Origin of the sequence: Mycobacterium europaeum, assembly GCF_002102155.1 — a bacterium.
Classification (GTDB): domain Bacteria; phylum Actinomycetota; class Actinomycetes; order Mycobacteriales; family Mycobacteriaceae; genus Mycobacterium; species Mycobacterium europaeum.
The window spans coordinates 1-18,406 of sequence record NZ_LQOU01000016.1 but is presented as its reverse complement, the minus strand read 5'-3'; the positions used below and the strand labels follow the sequence as shown (position 1 = coordinate 18,406).

At 70.7% G+C, this 18,406-nt stretch carries 17 protein-coding genes and 1 pseudogene; 3 read left to right on the top strand and 15 right to left on the bottom strand.

Annotated elements, in window-relative coordinates:
* Positions 1 to 3: 3 nt before the first annotated feature.
* From AWC03_RS08065 to AWC03_RS08025, 8 genes and pseudogenes are all read right to left on the bottom strand, one after another.
* On the bottom strand, positions 4 to 2,253 hold the full coding sequence (locus tag AWC03_RS08065) for an LGFP repeat-containing protein (RefSeq protein ID WP_431523766.1): 2,250 nt from the start codon (positions 2,251 to 2,253) through the stop codon (positions 4 to 6).
* 573 nt (positions 2,254 to 2,826) lie between these two features.
* The gene (locus AWC03_RS08055; RefSeq protein WP_085239996.1) at positions 2,827 to 3,987 is read right to left on the bottom strand and encodes an acyl-CoA dehydrogenase family protein; all 1,161 of its coding nucleotides are present in this window, start codon (positions 3,985 to 3,987) and stop codon (positions 2,827 to 2,829) included.
* A gap of 93 nt (positions 3,988 to 4,080) precedes the next feature.
* Positions 4,081 to 5,508, bottom strand: a complete 1,428-nt coding sequence (gene hflX / locus AWC03_RS08050; RefSeq protein ID WP_085239995.1) for a GTPase HflX — start codon at positions 5,506 to 5,508, stop codon at positions 4,081 to 4,083.
* Between the two features lie 46 nt (positions 5,509 to 5,554).
* The gene (dapF, locus tag AWC03_RS08045) at positions 5,555 to 6,427 is read right to left on the bottom strand and encodes a diaminopimelate epimerase (RefSeq protein ID WP_085239994.1); all 873 of its coding nucleotides are present in this window, start codon (positions 6,425 to 6,427) and stop codon (positions 5,555 to 5,557) included.
* Between the two features lie 4 nt (positions 6,428 to 6,431).
* Positions 6,432 to 7,355: a tRNA (adenosine(37)-N6)-dimethylallyltransferase MiaA gene (gene miaA, locus AWC03_RS08040; protein ID WP_085239993.1), complete on the bottom strand. Its 924-nt coding sequence runs from the start codon at positions 7,353 to 7,355 to the stop codon at positions 6,432 to 6,434.
* Positions 7,356 to 7,362: 7 nt separating this feature from the next.
* Complete coding sequence (locus tag AWC03_RS08035; protein ID WP_085239992.1) at positions 7,363 to 8,052, bottom strand: class III extradiol ring-cleavage dioxygenase family protein; 690 nt, start codon at positions 8,050 to 8,052, stop codon at positions 7,363 to 7,365.
* Between the two features lie 34 nt (positions 8,053 to 8,086).
* Positions 8,087 to 9,055 (bottom strand): DMT family transporter, encoded by a 969-nt coding sequence (locus AWC03_RS08030; RefSeq protein ID WP_085239991.1) that lies wholly within the window; start codon positions 9,053 to 9,055, stop codon positions 8,087 to 8,089.
* A gap of 272 nt (positions 9,056 to 9,327) precedes the next feature.
* A pseudogene (locus AWC03_RS08025) lies at positions 9,328 to 9,780 on the bottom strand (DMT family transporter); the annotation flags it as partial.
* 232 nt (positions 9,781 to 10,012) lie between these two features.
* Between AWC03_RS08025 and AWC03_RS08020 the strand changes: the two are divergent.
* Positions 10,013 to 11,374 (top strand): DUF349 domain-containing protein, encoded by a 1,362-nt coding sequence (locus tag AWC03_RS08020; RefSeq protein WP_085239990.1) that lies wholly within the window; start codon positions 10,013 to 10,015, stop codon positions 11,372 to 11,374.
* Here the strand turns inward: AWC03_RS08020 and AWC03_RS08015 are convergent.
* The 4 genes from AWC03_RS08015 to recA all read right to left on the bottom strand — a co-directional run bounded on the left by AWC03_RS08015 (position 11,371) and on the right by recA (position 15,100).
* Complete coding sequence (locus AWC03_RS08015; RefSeq protein ID WP_142278349.1) at positions 11,371 to 12,000, bottom strand: Rv2732c family membrane protein; 630 nt, start codon at positions 11,998 to 12,000, stop codon at positions 11,371 to 11,373. The genes AWC03_RS08020 and AWC03_RS08015 overlap by 4 nt on opposite strands.
* On the bottom strand, positions 11,988 to 13,508 hold the full coding sequence (miaB, locus tag AWC03_RS08010) for a tRNA (N6-isopentenyl adenosine(37)-C2)-methylthiotransferase MiaB (RefSeq protein ID WP_167542807.1): 1,521 nt from the start codon (positions 13,506 to 13,508) through the stop codon (positions 11,988 to 11,990). The genes AWC03_RS08015 and miaB overlap by 13 nt, the downstream gene beginning before the upstream one ends.
* Positions 13,509 to 13,569: 61 nt before the next feature.
* Positions 13,570 to 14,082 carry a recombination regulator RecX gene (recX, locus tag AWC03_RS08005; RefSeq protein WP_085239988.1) on the bottom strand — a complete coding sequence of 171 codons (513 nt, stop codon included), beginning with the start codon at positions 14,080 to 14,082 and terminating at the stop codon, positions 13,570 to 13,572.
* A complete protein-coding gene (recA, locus tag AWC03_RS08000; protein WP_007171543.1) occupies positions 14,048 to 15,100 on the bottom strand; it encodes a recombinase RecA in 1,053 nt (350 codons plus the stop codon). Before recA ends, recX begins: the two co-directional genes overlap by 35 nt.
* Positions 15,101 to 15,444: 344 nt before the next feature.
* Here recA and AWC03_RS07995 point away from each other — a divergent pair, with 344 nt between their 5' ends.
* On the top strand, positions 15,445 to 16,122 hold the full coding sequence (locus AWC03_RS07995) for a (2Fe-2S)-binding protein (protein ID WP_085239987.1): 678 nt from the start codon (positions 15,445 to 15,447) through the stop codon (positions 16,120 to 16,122).
* A 7-nt stretch (positions 16,123 to 16,129) separates the two neighbouring features.
* Here the strand turns inward: AWC03_RS07995 and AWC03_RS07990 are convergent, their stop codons facing one another.
* The 3 genes from AWC03_RS07990 to AWC03_RS07980 are packed head-to-tail and all read right to left on the bottom strand — an operon-like array spanning position 16,130 to position 17,830.
* Positions 16,130 to 16,324: a DUF3046 domain-containing protein gene (locus AWC03_RS07990; RefSeq protein WP_085239986.1), complete on the bottom strand. Its 195-nt coding sequence runs from the start codon at positions 16,322 to 16,324 to the stop codon at positions 16,130 to 16,132.
* Positions 16,325 to 16,368: 44 nt separating this feature from the next.
* Positions 16,369 to 16,632, bottom strand: a complete 264-nt coding sequence (locus AWC03_RS07985; protein WP_085239985.1) for a hypothetical protein — start codon at positions 16,630 to 16,632, stop codon at positions 16,369 to 16,371.
* 31 nt (positions 16,633 to 16,663) lie between these two features.
* Positions 16,664 to 17,830, bottom strand: a complete 1,167-nt coding sequence (locus tag AWC03_RS07980; protein ID WP_085239984.1) for a glycosyltransferase — start codon at positions 17,828 to 17,830, stop codon at positions 16,664 to 16,666.
* Between the two features lie 53 nt (positions 17,831 to 17,883).
* Between AWC03_RS07980 and AWC03_RS07975 the strand changes: the two genes are divergently transcribed.
* A complete protein-coding gene (locus AWC03_RS07975; RefSeq protein ID WP_085239983.1) occupies positions 17,884 to 18,315 on the top strand; it encodes a limonene-1,2-epoxide hydrolase family protein in 432 nt (143 codons plus the stop codon).
* Positions 18,316 to 18,406: the final 91 nt, after the last annotated feature.

Genomic DNA, 18,406 nt, shown 5'->3' with positions numbered 1-18,406 from the left:
GGCTCAGTCCGCCTTGACGAAGCCGTTGGCCTGCGCCACTTCCTCACTGGACAGCCAGATTTCGGCGAGCGTGTCGTGGTAGAGCTCGCTGCCCGGCGTGTAGTACAGCCCGGAGCGGGCGCTCGCCTTGATCGGGTATCCGTCGGGTGCCTGGTAGGGGTCGTCGAGGGGTAGGTGGATGGTGGGGCGCCCGCCCGGGCCGGTCGCCACGCCGCTGTCCTCGTCGTCGGCGGCCGCGTGCCGCCCGCCGCCGCGCTGCTCGGACGTGCCGGCGGCCGCGACCTCGGGCGCGATGGCCTCCGGGGCGGCTGCCTCGGCCTCGAACACGTCCGCCGGGACGTGCGGTGCCGCGACGTCCGGATGCTCGGGCTCGGGGGCGGGAGCACCTTCGTCGAACCCGGCGTCGGGAGGCGTGTGGGGAACGGCGACATCGAGGTATTCGGCCTCCGCGTACTCGCCGTCGGCGCGGTCGGTGTCGTCGTAGGCGGGCTCGGGCTCGTCGTCGGCGTATCCGGCTTCGGCGTAATCCGTTTCGGCGTAATCGGATTCCGCGTATTCGGTTTCGCCGTACTCGGCTTCGGCGTATTCGGGTTCGGCAAAGCCGGCTTCGGGGTGGCCGGCCTCGGCTTCGGCTGCGGGATAGCCGGCCTCGGAGAGGTCCGCCGGCGAGACGGCGGAGAACGAGTCGGTGTCGACCGCGTCGGGGTCCTCCTGCTCGAGGTCGAACGAACCCTCCTCCGCGCCGCCCCGCCGCCAGCTCACCCGTCCGGCCGCCCCGGCATCCGGGGCCGCCTCCTGGCGGGCGAAATGCTCGGTGGTCACGTCGTCGTGTCCCCAGGGCTGGTCGCCCGCGGTGTCGTAGCCGAGATCGAAATCGCGGCTGGGCTCGTAGCCGGCGTCGTCGGCGGCGCGACGCCGGCGCCACCGGAAGGCCAGCAGCCCCGCCAGCACGATCAGCGCCAGCACCGGAACGACGGCCAACAACCACCACGACTGCCAGGTGAACTTCTTGGCATGGGTGGGCATCGCCGAGCTGCTCGGCTGATTCTGCCCCGACACCTGCAGGCCGGAGAGCAACGGCGCGAGGTTGGCCGGATCCGTGCTGAACGTGTTCTTCGCCCGGTTCCACGAGATCTTGCCGCCGGCGAACTGCTGGGAGACGACGTCGCCGTCGACGGCCTGGTCGCCGACCGGCGCGCCCAGCTTGCCGGTCGGTCCGCGGAGCTTGTCCCACGCGGCCTTCATCGCCCCGCGGACCACGAACGCGCCGTGCTCCGAGGTCCAGAAGATCACCGGCTTGTCGGCGCCGGAGAACGTGACGACGCGGCTGGACGGGATGCCGCCGTCGGACTCATTGGTGGTGGGGAAACCCAGGTCGCTGCCCGCCGGTCCGCCGAGCGACTCGTACTTGGCCAGGATGTTGGTTTCGACGGCGTTCGCGCCGGTGGCGGGGGTGAAGTACACCTTCCCGTTGGCGAAATCCTGGACGATGCCCTCGCCGCCGACCGGATACTGCGCGCCCTTCTTGACGCCCAGGGGACCGTTGGGGCCGCCGGCCGCGCGCCAGGCCATGTTGATGGCCGCGGTGGGGTCGATCGCCACCTGCAGGCCCTTCAACTGGTCGGCCAAGGCCGGCGGCTCGGTGGTGAACTGCTTCGTCTGCCTGTTCCACGAAACCTGGCCGCCGCTGAACTTCTGGGCGGACACCTCGCCGTTGTATGTCTCGTCGCCGATCGGCACGCCGAGCACGCCGCCCGAACTGCCCAGCTTGTCCCACGCGGCGTTGATCGCGCCGCGTACCACGAATGCGCCGTGCTCGGGTGTCCAGAAGATCACCGGCTTGTCGCTGGCCGAGAAGGTGCTCACGCGGCTGTCGGGGCCGGCGAGGCCGGGCACTTCGTTGATGGCCGGGAAGCCGAGGTCGCTGCCGGCGGGGCCGCCCAGCATCTCGTATTTGTCCAGGATCGGCCCGTAGATGAACTTCGCGCCGGTCGCCGGCGTGAAGAACATCTTGCCGCCGTCGAAGTCCAGCACGAAACCGTCCCCGGCGGGATAGACATCGCCCTTGCGGGCGCCCAGGGGTGAAGCGTCGCCGCCGGCTTTCTCCCAGGCCGCCATCATGGCCGCCTCGGCGTCTCCGATCGGAGACGCCGCCGCCGGCGGCGCCAGCAAGGCAGCGGCCATTGCCGTAGCGGCCAAGCTGACCAGCGCGCTCCCGACCAGCCTGCGCATGTGACCTCTCTGCCCGTTCACCCAGCCTCCCAGCCGACGGCTATTCCCCTATCAGCGGCCATGCCCGTTTCCGCACAGCCGGCGAGCGGGCCGCAGTCCGACCGCGGAGAAACGACCGCGTACCGAACCGCATTTGCGCCGGGCTCGCATAACTTTGCTCCAGCCAACGAAAAATGCGAAGTCAGATCAGGAATATTACAAAAACGGATACCACGCCGATGTCGAAATGATGCCGAGCCACGCTCAAATCGCGACTGGGCGTCCGGTCGCGCGCGCCCGATTGGGCTAATCGCGCCGAAACTCGACGACGACGATCGCCTGCGCAATGGGGCGTCCGTGCCGTCGCACGCAGCCATTCGGCATTCGCCGGAGTTGGCGAGCGTGACCAGGCGCTCGGCGCCGTCATGCTTTTCGGCGTGACGATGCGCCATTGCCCGGGCGGCGTACCCAAAACGCATGTGCCGACGGTACGTGAAGCCATTAACTCCGCAACGATCCACCCGAGAATTCGGCCCCGCGGCGGGCACTGATCCGGTTTGCCGACGAGGTGCGAATTGGCCGGTCCGACGGCGCTTCCGGCCAATGGCGCGCGGGCTAGACCCCCAGGCTGCGACCGATGATCTCCTTCATGATCTCGGTCGTTCCGCCATAGATGGTCTGCACCCGCGCGTCCAGATAGGCACGGGCAACGGGGTATTCGCGCATGTAGCCGTAACCGCCGTGCAGTTGCAGGCAACGGTCGATGAGGTGCACCTGCTTTTCGGTGGAGTACCACTTGGCCATCGCCGCTTGCTCCGCGGTCAGCTTCTTGTCCAGGTGCAGCCGGATGAACTCGTCGACCATCATGCGCACCACGGTGGCCTCGGTCGCCAGCTCGGCAAGCACGAAGCGGCTGTTCTGGAAGCTTCCGATCGGCTTGTTAAATGCCTTGCGCTCCTTGGTGTATTGCAGCGTGTGTTCCAGCACCTGCTCCATCGCCGCGGCGGCCATGATGGCGATCGAGATGCGTTCCTGCGGCAGGTTCTGCATCAGGTAGATGAACCCCATGCCCTCCTGCCCGAGCAGGTTCTCGGCGGGCACCTTCACATCGGTGAACGACAACTCGGCGGTGTCCTGCGCGTCCAGCCCGATCTTGTCCAGGTGGCGGCCGCGCTCGAAGCCCTCCATGCCACGTTCGACGACGAGCAGCGAAAAGCCCTGCGCGCCTTTGTCGGGATCGGTCTGGGCGACCACGATCACCAGGTCGGCGTTGATTCCGTTGGTGATGAACGTCTTTGCGCCGTTGAGCACGTAGTGGTCGCCCTGCTTGACCGCGCGGGTCTTGATGCCCTGCAAGTCGCTGCCGGTTCCCGGCTCGGTCATCGCGATCGCGGTGATGATCTCGCCGCTGCAGAACTTGGGCAGCCAGCGCTGCTTCTGCTCCTCGGTGGCCAACGCCAGCAGGTACGGCGCCACGATGTCGTTGTGCAGGCCGAAGCCGATGCCGCTGTAGCGGCCGGTGGTGGTCTCCTCGGTGATGATCGTGTTGTACCGGAAGTCGGGGTTGCCGCCGCCGCCGTACTCCTCCGGCACCGCCATGCCCAGGAAGCCCTGCTTGCCGGCCTCGAGCCATACGCCGCGGTCCACGATCTTGGCCTTCTCCCAGTCGTCGTGGTGCGGCGCGACGTGGCGGTCCAGGAAGGCGCGGTAGGACTCACGGAACAGGTCGTGCTCCGGCTCGAAAAGAGTGCGCTGGTACTTGACGGCACTGCCCATGTGAATGACCTCCGGCGACGGGGAACTCTGTCGCCCAACATATACCAACCAGACGGTTGGTCGGCAGTGGGCGGGGTCCGACCGCCGACTAAATCAGTGGGCCGCGAACTCTTGCAGCCGGCCGGCCAAGGCCACCGGAACCCGGGCCTTGATCCGGGTGCCGTCGGGGTTGTGCTCCTCCTGCTGCACCCGCCCATCGGCGTGCAACCGGGCGACCAGGTCACCGCGGTGATACGGGATCACCACGTCCACGGCGGTATCGGCGGGAACGGCCATCTCGCCCATCCGGCGCCGCAGGGCGTCGATGCCCTCACCCGTGCGGGCCGAGACGAACATCGCGCCGGGCAGCGCGTGCCGCAGCTTGGCCAGCGTCAGGCCACTCGCGGCGTCGACCTTGTTCACCACCAGCAGCTCGGGCGGTGGGTCACCATGATGGTCGGCGATGACCTCCGAGATCACCTCGCGCACCGCGTTGATCTGGGCCAGCGGGTTGACGTCCGAGCCGTCGACCACGTGCAGCAACAGGTCGGCGTCGACGACCTCCTCCAGCGTGGAGCGGAACGCCTCGACCAGTTGGGTGGGCAGGTGCCGGACGAACCCGACGGTGTCGGTGAGCACCAGCGGGCGACCGTCTTCGAACTCGGCGCGGCGGGTGGTGGGCTCCAGCGTGGCGAACAACGCGTCCTGCACCAGGACCCCCGCTCCGGTCAGCGCGTTGAGCAGGCTCGACTTGCCGGCGTTGGTGTAGCCGACGATGGCCACCGAGGGCACGTCGCTGGCCCGCCGGCGGCTGCGCTGGGTGTCGCGGACCGTTTTCATGTCCTTGATCTCGCGGCGCAGCTTGGCCATGCGTTCGCGGATGCGGCGGCGGTCGGTCTCGATCTTGGTTTCACCCGGACCGCGCAGGCCCACGCCTCCCCCGCTGCCGCCGGCGCGACCACCGGCCTGCCGGGACATCGACTCACCCCAGCCGCGCAGTCGCGGCAGCATGTACTCCATCTGGGCCAGCGATACCTGCGCCTTGCCCTCCCGGCTGGTGGCGTGCTGGGCGAAGATGTCCAGGATCAGCGCAGTGCGGTCGATGACCTTGACCTTCACCGCCTTTTCCAGCGCGGTCAGCTGCGCCGGGGACAGTTCACCGTCGCAGATCACCGTGTCGGCGCCGGTCGCCAGCACCACCTCGCGCAGCTCCTGGGCCTTGCCCGAGCCGATGTAGGTCGACGGGTCGGGCTTGTCGCGGCGCTGGATGAGCCCTTCGAGCACCTGGGAGCCGGCCGTCTCGGCCAGGGCGGCCAGCTCGGCCATGCTGGCCTCGCTGTCGGCGGCGGTGCCGTCGGTCCAGACACCGACCAGCACGACGCGTTCCAGCCGCAGCTGGCGGTACTCGACTTCGGAGACGTCGGTGAGCTCGGTGGACAGACCGGCGACGCGGCGCAGCGCCGACCGGTCTTCGAGGGCGAGCTCGCCGGTGCTTGGCTCCGCGACTGCGGGAGCGGGATTTTGAAATTCAGGCTGTGTCATAGGCAATACAAGATGATGCACGGCGAATCGGCGCCGTGCACCCGAATTAACGCTCCTGCGCGTCCCACCATTCCTCGCTGACCTCCCCCCGGGCCACCAACACCGACGGCCCCCTCAGGTAGCTGGTGGCGTCGGTGATCGTGACGACGACGTCACCGCCCGGCACCCGCACGGTCAGCGTGCCGGTGGCCGCACCGGCGGCGGCCAGCGCGGCGACGGTGGCCGCGACCGTGCCGGTGCCGCATGAGCGCGTCTCGCCCACGCCCCGTTCGTGTACCCGCATCCGCACCTCGCCGTCGACGGGTGAGGTGAGGATTTCGATGTTGACCCCGTCGGGGAACTGGGCGCGGTCGAAGCTGACCGGGGCGGCCACGTCCAGCCCCGCCAGCTCCTCGGCGGTCAGGCCGGGGTCCACGCAGGCCAGGTGGGGGTTGCCCACGTCGACCGCCAGGCCGGAAAACCGGCGGCCGCCGACGACAGCGCTTCCGGGACCCAGCGTGTTGGCCTTGCCCATGTCGACGCTGATGTCGGCCCGGGTGGCCTCGGCGCGGTGCACGGTGATCGGCCGCGGGCCGGCCGGTGACCCCACCACGAACTCGTCGCGAGCCTCCAGCCCGCTGGCGCGCAGGTAGTGCGCGAACACCCTGATGCCGTTGCCGCACATCTGGGCGAGCGAGCCGTCGGCGTTGCGGTAGTCCATGTACCAATCGGCCGAGGCGACGCCGTCGGGCAGCCGGTCGAGCACGCCTGCCGCCAGCGCGGCGCCGGCGGTGGTGACGCGCAGCACCCCGTCGGCGCCCAGCCCGCGCCGCCGGTCGCAGAGGGCGGCCACCCGGGCGGCGGTGAGGTCGAGCGCGGCGTGCTCGTCGGGTAGCACCAGGAAGTCGTTCTCGGTGCCGTGGCCCTTAGCGAATTGCACCTGCTCAGGATACGTGGCGCCAGGCGTGCAGGGCTTCGTCGACGAGCCGGGCGCCGTCGCTCGCGTCCAGCCAGCGGACCCGGTGGTCGCGGCGGAACCACGACCGCTGGCGCCGCACGTAGCGTCGGGTGCCCACGTACGTCTGCTCCCGGGCGTCGCGCAGTCGATCGGCGCCACCCCCGGCGTCGAGCGCCTCGATCACCTGCGCGTAGCCCAGGGCGCGCGACGCGGTGACCCCGTCGCGCAGGCCCCTGCCGAGCAGCGCGCCCACCTCGTCGACCAGGCCCTGGTCGAACATGGCGTCGGTGCGACGGGCCAGCCTCTCGTCGAGAGTCGTTGTCTCGCAATCGAGTCCGATGATGACGGTGTCCCACCTCGGTGCGCCGATGCGCGGTGCGGACGCGGCGAACGGCCGTCCGGTCAGCTCGACCACCTCGAGCGCGCGCACCGTGCGCCGCGCGTCGGTGGGCAGGATGGCCGCGGCCGCGGCGGGGTCGCGACGGGCCAGCTCGGCGTGCAGGCCGCCGACCCCGACCTCGGCCAGCCGCCGTTCCCAGCGCGCCCGCACGGCCGGATCGGTGGCGGGGAACGACCAGTCGTCGAGCAGGGACTGCACGTAGAGCATGGAGCCGCCCACGATGAGGGGCACGGCGCCGCGGGCCGCGATCGCCTCGACGTCCGCGGCGGCTGCGCCCTGGTAGCGGGCGACGGTCGCGGTCTCGGTGACGTCGAGAACGTCGAGCTGGTGGTGCGGGATGCCGCGGCGTTGGTCGACGGGCAGCTTGGCGGTGCCGATGTCCATCCCGCGGTACAGCTGCATCGCGTCGGCGTTGACGACCTCGGCGCCGCCCTCGAGCCGTTCCGCGATGTCGAGGGCAAGCTGCGACTTGCCGGTTCCGGTGGGGCCGATGATCGCCAGCGGTCGCACGGTTGCCTCAGAGCTGCCAGGCACCGGCGAAGTAGCCCACGCCGTAGGGGGCGCCCCGGTACAACTCCTTGGCCGATCGCGGTCCGGGTTCGGCCAGCCCGGCCAGGACCTGGAAGGCGGCCCGGCCCAGGATCTGCCGCGGCAGCCGCGTCAGTGCTGCGACGTCACCGGTGGCCAGCGCGTCGTCGAGGGCCTGCTGCGCGTCGGCGTTCCCCGGGTCGTAGCCCCCGGGGGCGGCGGGGGTCAGGGTGTTGGCGCCGTCGGCCACCACCAGCACGCCGATGGGCTCGGGTGAGGCGTCGATCTCGGCCCGTAACAAACGCCCGCGGTCCAGCGCGGTGCCGGCGTCGTGGTCGGCGGAGTAGACCCGTGCCCGCGCGGTGGCGTCGGGGCGGACCTGGCCGCGGAGCCAGGCGGCGAGCAAGACGCACACGGGCAGGTCGGCCGGCGATTCGTCGTTGGCCGACGGGGACAGCCGGACGCGGAGGTCCGCCCCGAAACCCGCGAAAGTGCCGGCCGTGTGGGGACCGCACGCCTCGTCACGCGCGGCAGTCCCGATGACGGTCCAGCGCGCGGGCAGCAGGGCGGCCGCCGCCAGCACCGCGGCCGCCAGGTCGGTCACCTCCGCGGCGGCGGCTCCGGCGAGCTCGGGCACCAGCAGCGGCGCCGACGGAACGATCGCAATGCCGCTGAGCACGCCACCAAACTAACGTTTCGCCGGCGCGGCGTTTTCAGGCCTCGGCCGTCGCCGCCATGATGTGACCGCTAACAGGGCCGGTCTCGCCGTCGCCGGGCGACCACGTGCCCGGCGCGATGTTTCCCGCGTCACGGCCGACCTTCGCGACCATGGTGGCGGCCTCGCCGCGGGCCAGCGCGATCGTCGCCACGATCACCACGGCCACCGCCGCGACCAGCACGAAGGCCTTGGGTCCCGTGGCGTTCAGCGTTTCGCCGAGCACGAAGATGCCCAGCAGGCCGGCCACCACGGGCTTCGCCACGGTCATCGTGGGCATGGAGGCCGTCAGCGCGCCGGCACGGAACGCCGACTGCTGGAAGATCATCCCGGTCAGCGCCAGCAGCAGCCAGGGCACGAACTCCGGTGCGGTCAGCACGTTCAGCGGGCCGTCCTCGGACACCTGAACGATGCCCTTGGTCAGCACCGCGAACAACGCCAAGGCCGACCCGGCCACCACGGCCAGCAGCGCGGCCGCCAGCGGGCTGCCCGACCAGATCCGCGCGGCCACCACGCACGCCACCAGCAGTGGCACCGCCACCGCGGCCACGACGGCCCACGTCCCGACCGCCGCGCGCTGGTTGCCGGCGGCCGGGTCGCCGACGAGGATGACCACGGCCAGGGCGCCGGCCAGTATCACCGCCCAGAGCCACTCCCAGCGGGTCACCTGCCGCTTGGTCAGCCGCGCGTAGATCGGCAGCGCGAACAGCAACGCGGTCACCTGCAGCGCGGTCACCAGCACCACCGAGCCCCAAGCCAGCGCGCCGGCCTGCAGGCTGTAGTTGACGATCGCCGCCAGGCCCCCCAACCACCAGCGGGTGTCCCGCAGCGACATGCGGAACAACTCGAGATGGCCGACATCTTTGTCCGTGATCTCCTGCGCCGAGCGCTGGCGGATCACATCGCCGACCGCGGACGCCATCGCCGCGCACAATGCGATCAACGCCGCGACATCAACCTTCGACATAGCGACCCCTCACCTCAAAAACTGCCCCGACCAGCTTTCCCTCGCGCAACGGCAAATACACTCAAAATTCGCCTTCAATTCAGCAACAACCGTATGACGTTGCCCACGCCGCAGGCGTTCAGCGAATCACCCTCGTCGTTCATACGTCATCAACCTATGGAAGTGCTGTGGGTAACACTGCAATCGGGTAACGCCGGCAAGTCACCCGGGCTGGGCTGCGGCGAGTCCGAGCCGCGCCGCGACCCGGTCCCGCGTCGCGCAGGCGTCGACCCGCACGCTGCCAGCACCGGTGCCAGGACCGCCGCCACGGTGGCCGACGTCCGTAGCGACGCCGTCGCATGGCCCGCCTGCGGGTTGCCGACCGTCACGACCACCGTCACCGCCGCGATCAGCACCACCGCCCAGGCCCACTCCCGCGCGGTGACGGAGCGGCCTGCCGACCTGGCGCTGATGGGCAGCGCGAACAGCAGCGACAGGACCAGCAACGGCTGCACCAGCAACACCGAACCCTGGTTCAGTGCGGCCGCCTGCAGGCCGATGCTGACCACCAGCATCACGGCCCCGCACCTCCACCGCCGGTTGCCGAGCAACCTGCGGAACAGTTCAAGGTGCCCGACCGACGTGTCGGTGATCCGGTGTGTCGCACGCTGCTGCAGCACGTCGCCGACCGCGACGCAGAGCGCCGACGCCAACGCGAGCAAAGCGGCGATGTCCGCCTTGGCCATGGTTTCTCCGCCCGAGTCAGGGTACGGAGAACTGTCGTACCCGCTGCGTCTGCGGCGATGCATCCCGCGCGAAAGGATCACCGGTGGCGGCGCACGGGCCGCCAAGCTGCTTGAATACTGGTGAGTAGCTGTTGGGAGAGCCGCGATGCCGACCCACAGGTACAGCAGACGGTGCCGCTACGCGCGGCAGGTGCGCGGAACAGCAACCGCGCGAAGGGTAGGTGACGAGCGCATGACGGCTGACGAACCCCACGGCGCAGAGCCGGCCGGGCCGGCGCCCCAACCGGTTCCGGGCCCGGTGCCACGCCCGGGACCACGCCCGGGTCCCCGGCCGCAGGGCCCGGGGCCGCGGCCCGCCGTCCACCCGGTGCCGGCACCGCCCACCAGCGATCCGCACCGGTTCGGCCGCGTCGACGACGACGGCACGGTGTGGCTGATCACCGCCGGCGGCGAGCGCGTCGTCGGCTCCTGGCAGGCCGGTGACCCCGAAGCCGCCTTCGCCCACTTCGGCCGCCGCTTCGACGACTTGAGTACCGAGGTCACGCTCATGGAGGAGCGGCTCGCGGCGGGCACCGGCGACGCCCGCAAGATCAAGGCGCACGCCTCCGAGCTCGCCGAGACCTTGCCGACGGCGGCCGTACTGGGCGACGTCGACGCGCTCGCGCGCCGGCTGACCAGCCTCGTCGAACAGGTCGAGGCCACGGTCGCCGCGGAGCGATCCCGTCGCGACGAGCATCGCGCCGCCCAGACCGCGCGCAAGGAGGCGCTGGCCGCCGAGGCCGAGGAGTTGGGCGCCAACTCCACGCAGTGGAAGACCGCCGGCGACCGCCTGCGGGCCATCCTCGACGAGTGGAAGACCATCAACGGCCTGGACCGCAAGGTCGACGACGCGCTGTGGAAGCGCTATTCGGCGGCCCGGGAGGCGTTCAACCGGCGGCGCGGATCCCATTTCGCCGAACTGGACCGCGAACGGCTGGGCGTTCGCCAGGCCAAGGAACGACTCTGCGAGCGGGCCGAGGAGCTGTCCGATTCGACGGAGTGGGCCGCCACCAGCGCGGAATTCCGCAAGCTGCTCACGGAGTGGAAGGCGGCGGGCCGAGCGGCCCGCGACGTCGACGACGCGCTGTGGCGGCGGTTCAAGGCGGCCCAGGACGTCTTCTTCACGGCCCGCAACGCGGCGACGGCGGAGAAGGACGCGGAGCTGAGGGCCAATGCCACCGCCAAGGAGGCGCTGCTGGCCGAGGCGGAGAAGATCGACACCGGCAACCACGACGCGGCCAGGGCGGCGCTGCGCTCGATCGCCGAGAAGTGGGACGCGATCGGCAAGGTGCCGCGGGAGCGGTCCGCCGAGTTGGAGCGTCGGCTGCGGGCGGTCGAGAAGAAGGTGCGCGAGGCGGGCGAGGCCGACTGGTCGGACCCCCAGGCGCAGGCGCGCGCCGAGCAGTTCCGCACGCGCGCCGAACAATACGAGCAGCAGGCCGAGAAGGCCGCGGCGGCGGGCCGCACCAAGGAGGCCGCAGAGGCCAGGGCCAACGCCGAACAGTGGCGGCAGTGGGCCCAGGCGGCCGCCGAGGCGCTGACCCGTAAGCCTTAGGCTTCGGATCCCCGGGACATCGGGTCGGGGCGGTTCGGAATGTCGGCCCTGGGTCCGCCGCCCAGGCTGTCGAGCAGCGTCATCGACTGCTGCTGCGCCGCGACCCGGCGCCGCTCCTCCTCGGCCGCGAGTTGCACGATGGTCCGCGACCACACCACCCGGGTCCACTGATAGGTCAGCACCAGGACGACGATCCACGCCGCGATCAGCCCCACCCCGGGGCCCGGATGACCCGCGGCCACCGTCTGGCGCGACCAGATGGCCAGCAGCCCCGCCGCACCGGCGAGCGCCGAACCCGCCAGCGCGACCCAGGCCAGCGCCCAGCGGCGGGTCACCAACGCCAGCATCGAGAACCCGACGCCGAACACCAGCGTCAGCCAGCCGAAGACGCGCGACGGCAGCGCCACCGCGGCCGCGCCGGCCCCGCGGCTGGTGAACAACACGTCCCAGCCCCGCACGGAGCCGGTGTGCGGCAGGATGAACGATCCCAGCAACACGAAGACCAGGATCGCCACGACGAAGCCGCGCGGGCCCGGGTCGAATCCGCGCGCGACCCGGCGCTCGGCGGCCTCGATTTCGCTCCGCAAGGCGTGGTAATGCGGGTGTTCTTCATTCATCGGGCACATCCAAGGGGTTGGGTGGATTTCGTGGGGCCGGGCGGTCCCACGGCGGGCATGCCGAGACCAATGCCGCCGGGGCGCTGCCCGGCGGCGTGCGCGTCTCCCGCGCGGGTCTGGCGGTGGCTGAGGATGCCGGCGTCGGCGATGAGGTGGTGCGGCGCGGCCTGGGTGATCACCGCGGTGACGACGTCCCCCGGTCGCACCCGGTCGTCGGCGCCGAAGTGCACCAGGCGGCCGTCGCGGGCACGGCCCGTCATCCGGGCCGTGCGGGTGTCCTTGCGCCCCTCGCCGGCGGCGACCAGCAATTCCACGGTCTGGCCGACCAGCGCGCGATTACCCTCCAGCGAGATCTGCTCCTGCAGCTCGACCAGCCGCTCATAGCGTTCCTGCACAACGGCTTTCGGGAGCTGCCCGTCGAGTTCGGCGGCCGGGGTGCCGGGCCGCTTGGAGTACTGGAAGGTGAACGCGGCCGAGAACCGGGCCTGGCGCACGACCTCCAGGGTTTGCGCGAAGTCCGCTTCGGTCTCGCCGGGGAACCCGACGATCAGGTCGGTGGTGATGGCGGCGTGCGGCATGGCCGCGCGGACGCGGTCGATGATGCCGAGGTAGCGCTCGGCGCGGTACGAGCGCCGCATCGCGCGCAGCACCCGGTCGGAGCCCGACTGCAGCGGCATGTGCAGGGCGGGGCAGACGTTCGGCGTCTGCGCCATGGCGTCGATGACGTCGTCGGTGAATTCGGCGGGGTGCGGGGAGGTGAACCGCACGCGTTCCAGGCCGTCGATGTCGCCGCAGGCCCGCAGCAGCCGCGCGAAGGCGCCGCGATCGCGGGGCAGCGTCGGGTCGGCGAACGACACCCCGTAGGCGTTGACGTTCTGGCCCAGCAGCGTGACCTCGAGCACGCCGTCGTCCACCAGCGCCCTCACCTCGGCCAGGACGTCGGCCGGGCTGCGGTCGACCTCCTTGCCCCGTAACGAGGGGACGATGCAGAAGGTGCAGCTGTTGTTGCACCCGACGGAGACGGAAACCCAAGCGGCGTAGGCGGATTCGCGCGCGCTCGGCAGCGACGACGGGAACTCCTGCAGCGACTCGGCGATCTCCACCTGGGCGGTCTTGTTGTGCCGGGCCCGTTCGAGCAGCGTGGGCAGCGACCCGATGTTGTGCGTGCCGAACACGACGTCGACCCAGGGCGCCTTGCGCAGCAGCGCGTCCCGGTCTTTCTGCGCCAGGCAGCCCCCGACCGCGATCTGCATCTCGGCGTTGGCCCGTTTACGCGGGGCCAGGTGGCTGAGGTTGCCGTACAGCTTGTTGTCGGCGTTTTCGCGGACGGCGCAGGTGTTGAAGACGACGACGTCGGCGTCGGCGCCCTCGACGGCCCGCCGATAGCCGGCTGCTTCCAGCAGACCCGCCAACCGCTCGGAGTCGTGCACGTTCATCTGGCAGCCGTAGGTGCGGACCTCGTAGGTGCGCGCGGGCCCCGCGTCGCCGGCCGCACCCGCAGCGTCCCGCACCACCATCGAAGTCACGGAGCCATGGTACGGCGACCGGTCGGCCCGCGAGAAACCGCACTTCAGCGGGCTAAACTCGGCGGCGCTCCCGTTCGGCGGCCAGCTCGGCCAGGACCACTTGGCCCGCGAGGTTCTGGCTGTAGCCGCGACGCGCGAGCATTCCGACCAGCCGGCGGGTCACGCGCGCGTCGTCGCCGTCGAGCGTTTCCCGGCGCAGCTTCGCCCGCACCAACTGCTCGGCCCGGTCCCGTTCGGCTCCCGCGTCGATTTCGGACAGCGCCGTAGCGATCACGTCCCCGTCGACGCCCTTGGTGTGCAGTTCGGCGGCCAGGGCCCGCCGGCTTTTCGCCCGGCGGGACTGCACCCAGTGCTGCGCGAAGTCGGTGTCATCGACCAGGCCGACGGCGGCGAGCCGGTCGAGCACCGAAGCGCTGACGTCCTCGGGGTAACCGCGTTTCGCCAGCTGGCCGTGCAGCTCGGCCCGGGTGCGCGCCCGCGCGGTGAGCAGGCGCAGGCACAGCGTCCGCGCCTGCTCCTCGCGGGAGGGCTCAGAAATCGACGGGGGCGGGCAGGACGCTGTCATCGGACAGGCCATCGGTCACGACCGCACCAATGCCGAGCTTTTCCTTGATCTTCTTCTCGATCTCGTTGGCCACCTCGTCGTTTTCCATCAGGAAGGTGCGGGCGTTCTCCTTGCCCTGACCGAGCTGCTCACCTTCGTAGGTGAACCAGGAACCGGACTTGCGGATGAAGCCCTGCTCCACGCCCATGTCGATCAGCGAGCCCTCCCGGCTGATCCCCCTGCCGTAGAGGATGTCGAATTCGGCCTGCTTGAACGGCGGCGACACCTTGTTCTTGACGACCTTGACGCGGGTGCGGTTGCCGACCGCGTTGGTGCCGTCCTTGAGCGTCTCGATCCGGCGCACGTCCATGCGCACCGACGCGTAGAACTTCAAGGCCTTTCCACCCGTGGTGGTTTCCGGGCTGCCGAACATCACCCCGATCTTCTCGCGCAGCTGGTTGATGAAGATCGCGGTGGTTCCCGAATTGTTCAGCGCGCCGGTCATTTTCCGCAGCGCCTGGCTCATCAGCCGGGCCTGCAACCCGACGTGGCTGTCACCCATCTCGCCCTCGAGTTCCGCGCGGGGCACCAGGGCCGCCACCGAGTCGATGACCAGGATGTCCAGCGCGCCGGAGCGGATCAGCATGTCGGCGATCTCGAGGGCCTGCTCCCCCGTGTCGGGCTGGCTCACCAGCAGGGAATCGGTGTCCACACCAAGCTTTTTGGCGTAATCGGGGTCCAGGGCGTGCTCGGCGTCGATGAACGCCGCGACGCCACCGGCGGCCTGGGCGTTGGCCACCGCGTGCAGGGCGACGGTGGTCTTACCCGAGGATTCCGGGCCGTAGATCTCCACGACCCGGCCGCGGGGCAGCCCGCCGATGCCCAGGGCCACGTCCAGTGCGATGGATCCGGTCGGGATGACCGAGATCGGCTGACGCATCTCGTCGCCGAGACGCATCACCGAGCCTTTGCCATAGCTCTTTTCGATCTGGGCCATCGCCAGCTCGAGAGCCTTCTCGCGGTCGGGGGCTTGCGCCATGGTGCCTCTCCTATGGTTCGGTGTGTTCGGTGACCGGTGTCGGTCGGTTGGCCGTGACACTAGAGAGGGCCACCGACAAGTTGACTCACCGAACGTTCCCCACAGTAGCCGAACACGTGTTCGATTCAAGTGGACACGCCGGGCCCGGCAACCCCATGTGGCAACATCTGCTGCCGAAAGGCGCTTGACGGGGCCGATAAAGCCCGACGAGCCTGAGGAAACCGGCGTGAATCCGGTGCGGTCCCGCCTGACCGGAGTCCGCCCCGTGAGCCGGACACTCGCCGTCGGCGCTCCCCCAGGATGTCGGGCGGATCTCCCCTTGAAGGAGGCTTGGTCGCGCACACATGGACATCTCTGCTGAGCTGGCCGAAATCTCTTCCCTCCACGGGTTTTTCGCGTTGACCGTGGGTGGCGACGCGGCCGGATGGCACCCGGCCGGCCGGTCGTACGCCGACGGCTTCACCGACTTGGTCGACGCCACCGCGAAGCGCTATCGCACGACGGACCTGCGGATCGCGGCCTCGCTGGTCCAGCTCGGTCACGCCACCCGCCTGTGGTCACCGGTGCTCGCGTGCGCGCTGGGCCATGGGGTCGTGCCCGACCTCGACGACCTGCAACGCGCCGACGAGGGGGCGCAACTGCGGTTGCCCGCACCCGTCGGGCGGCCCGTCGACCGGCCGTCGGCGGGATTTCTCTACCGCATCGTCGTCGAACAGCACCTGCGGCCGCTCGCCGCCGGACTGCGGGTCAAGCTGGCGCCGGCCCTGCTGGCGGGCAACATCGCCTCCGCGCTGGTCGGGGCGTCCCGCGCCCTGCTGACGGCGCGGCCCGGCCTGCGCGGCCCGATCGTAGAGGTGACGAACTCGCTGCTGGACACCGGCACGCTGGCCGGATCCGGCGCCGTCACCGGCGCCCTTCTCGACTTCAGGCGGCGCAGTTGCTGCCTGTTCTACCGCGTGCCCGGCGGATCGGTGTGCGGCGACTGCGTGTTGCGCCGAACACCGCGCCGCACCCGCGGATAGCCCGGATTCACCACTGGTCGCGCGGCACGTCGAAGTCGACGCACAGGGCCCGCCACACGTCGCGGGGCTCGACGCCGTCCTCGATCGCCTGGTTGGCGGTGCGGCCGTCGAATCCGGTCAGCACGTGGTCCGCCAGCACCGAAGAGCCGTACGCCGCGCCGAATCGCAGCACGACCCGCTCGTTGAATTCCGTTAACCGCACGCCAGCAAGATACCCACCGGTGCAGTGATCAGACACCGGCCCCGTCACCGCCAGCTGGCCGGCAGGTCGGCCCAGTGATTCGGGCAGTAGTCCTGAACGGCCTCGGACATGATGGTCCGCGCGCGCTCCGCCGACATCCTGGAACGCAACTGCATGAAGGCGTATTCGACCGGCTCGAATCCCTGCTGAGCGGCCGCCGGGTCGTCCATCAACTGGCAGGCCTGCTGCTCGTCGCCGCTGTCGGCGTGCGCGATGCCCGAGCCGAACACCAGGGCCAGAAGCAGGCCGCCGGCGGCGATCGTCCTCATTGCCATTGCCCTCCCGTCGCGAACCGGCCAATCATCCCGCAGGGGCGAGCGCTTCGTGGCACACGCGGACCGGATCGGCCACACTGGCGATGCTAGCGGCGGCGGCCCGGGCGGCTGCCCGGTATCGGGGCGAGCACAGCACCTCGTTGACCGCGGCGACCAGCGCCTCGGGGGTCAGCGGCCGGATCAGCCGCCCGCTGCCCTGCCGGACCACCCGGTTGGCCATCTCCCATTGGTCCCCGCCCCCGGGCACCACCACCAGGGGCACCCCCGCCAGCAGCGTCTTGGCCACCATGCCGTGCCCGCCGCCGCAGACCACCACGTCGGCGTGCGTCAACAGCTCGGCCTGGCTGCCCAGCCCGACCACCGCCCACGGCGGCACCTGCAGATCCGCCCCGCCCAGCCGCGAGACCACCAGCCGCGATCCGGCCGGGAGCGTCTCCCCCGGCCGCAGATGAGCCAGCGCGACCTCGGCCAGCCCCTCGGTCCCGGTCAATGCGGTCGACGGCGCGACCACCACCACGGGCCCCGAGCCGGCCGGGATGTCCAGCACCCGATCGGTCGGTTCGAAGTGCAGGGGCCCCACCAGCACGGCCTCCGGCGGCCAGTCCGGCCGCGGCACCTCCAGGGCCGGCAGGGTGGCGATCAGGCGCCGCAGCGGCCCGGGGTCACGGGCCGGCAGCCCGATCTCGACCCGCGCGGCGGCGCGCTGCCGCAGGCCCGCGCGCCAGGACCGCGCGCTCAGCGCGCGCATCGCGGCGTCGCGGAGCCGGCCGCGCAGGCCGGTGCCCGGCGCCAGTCCGCTGCCGATCGGCGGCAGCCCCTTCGACGGCAGGTACAGCGGATGCGGGTCGAGCTCGATCCACGGGATGCCCAGCAGCTCGGCGGCCATGCCGCCGCCTGCGGTGATGACGTCGGAGACCACCAGGTCGGGCGCCAGGTCGCGCAGCGCGGGCGCGTTGAGGACGGCCATCCGCGCCGCGCGCCGATGGATGCGGGCCCCGGCGTCGACGTCGTCGTCGGTGGCCACCAGACCGTCCAACGCGGCGGCGTTGATGCCGGCGGCGCGGGCGGTGTCGAGCCACTGACCGCCGGTGAACAGCGTGGGCTGGTCGCCGGCCTCGGCGAAGCGTTGGCACAGCGCGATCGCGGGAAACGAGTGACCGGGATCCGGCCCGGCGACCACAGCGACACGCATCGGCCTCACCCTGCCACAGCGCGCGACCCGCACGCTCGCCTACGCTGGCAGTCATGACCGAGCTGACCGGTACCGCCGTTGCGAACACCCGCACGGTGGAGGGCTTCCTGAACGCCCTGCAGGACGCGGACTACGACACCGCCGACGCGGCGCTGGACGACAACCTCGTCTACGAGAACGTCGGGTTGCCGACGATTCACGGCCGCGTCCGGGCCATGAAGCTGTTTCGCCAGATGGACGGCCGCGCCGCCTTCGAGGTGAAGATCCATCGCATCGCCGCCGACGGCGGGGCGGTGCTCACCGAGCGCACCGACGCCCTCATCTTCGGCCCGCTGCGGCTCCAGTTCTGGGTGTGCGGGGTGTTCGAAGTCCACGACGGGCGAATCACGTTGTGGCGCGACTACTTTGACTTCTTCGACATGTTCAAGGCCACCCTTCGTGGCCTGGCGGCCGTGGTGCTGCCGTCGCTCAGGGCGACGTTCTAGTGTCCTGAGTCATTAATTGCAATCTAGTTGTTAGACTGGGTTGTGCCGACGCCTCATGCCGCCGAGATCGTGCTGTCCGCTGGGGAGCGGG

Coding starts and splice junctions, on each gene's coding strand:
- AWC03_RS08055 (WP_085239996.1), bottom strand. CDS start 3,987: ATGGGCAGTGCCGTCAAGTACCAGCGCACTCTTTTCGAGCCGGAGCAC.
- hflX (WP_085239995.1), bottom strand. CDS start 5,508: ATGACACAGCCTGAATTTCAAAATCCCGCTCCCGCAGTCGCGGAGCCA.
- AWC03_RS08030 (WP_085239991.1), bottom strand. CDS start 9,055: ATGTCGAAGGTTGATGTCGCGGCGTTGATCGCATTGTGCGCGGCGATG.
- AWC03_RS08020 (WP_085239990.1), top strand. CDS start 10,013: ATGACGGCTGACGAACCCCACGGCGCAGAGCCGGCCGGGCCGGCGCCC.
- AWC03_RS08015 (WP_142278349.1), bottom strand. CDS start 12,000: ATGTGCCCGATGAATGAAGAACACCCGCATTACCACGCCTTGCGGAGC.
- miaB (WP_167542807.1), bottom strand. CDS start 13,508: ATGGTGGTGCGGGACGCTGCGGGTGCGGCCGGCGACGCGGGGCCCGCG.
- recX (WP_085239988.1), bottom strand. CDS start 14,082: ATGACAGCGTCCTGCCCGCCCCCGTCGATTTCTGAGCCCTCCCGCGAG.
- recA (WP_007171543.1), bottom strand. CDS start 15,100: ATGGCGCAAGCCCCCGACCGCGAGAAGGCTCTCGAGCTGGCGATGGCC.
- AWC03_RS07995 (WP_085239987.1), top strand. CDS start 15,445: ATGGACATCTCTGCTGAGCTGGCCGAAATCTCTTCCCTCCACGGGTTT.
- AWC03_RS07985 (WP_085239985.1), bottom strand. CDS start 16,632: ATGAGGACGATCGCCGCCGGCGGCCTGCTTCTGGCCCTGGTGTTCGGC.
- AWC03_RS07980 (WP_085239984.1), bottom strand. CDS start 17,830: ATGCGTGTCGCTGTGGTCGCCGGGCCGGATCCCGGTCACTCGTTTCCC.
- AWC03_RS07975 (WP_085239983.1), top strand. CDS start 17,884: ATGACCGAGCTGACCGGTACCGCCGTTGCGAACACCCGCACGGTGGAG.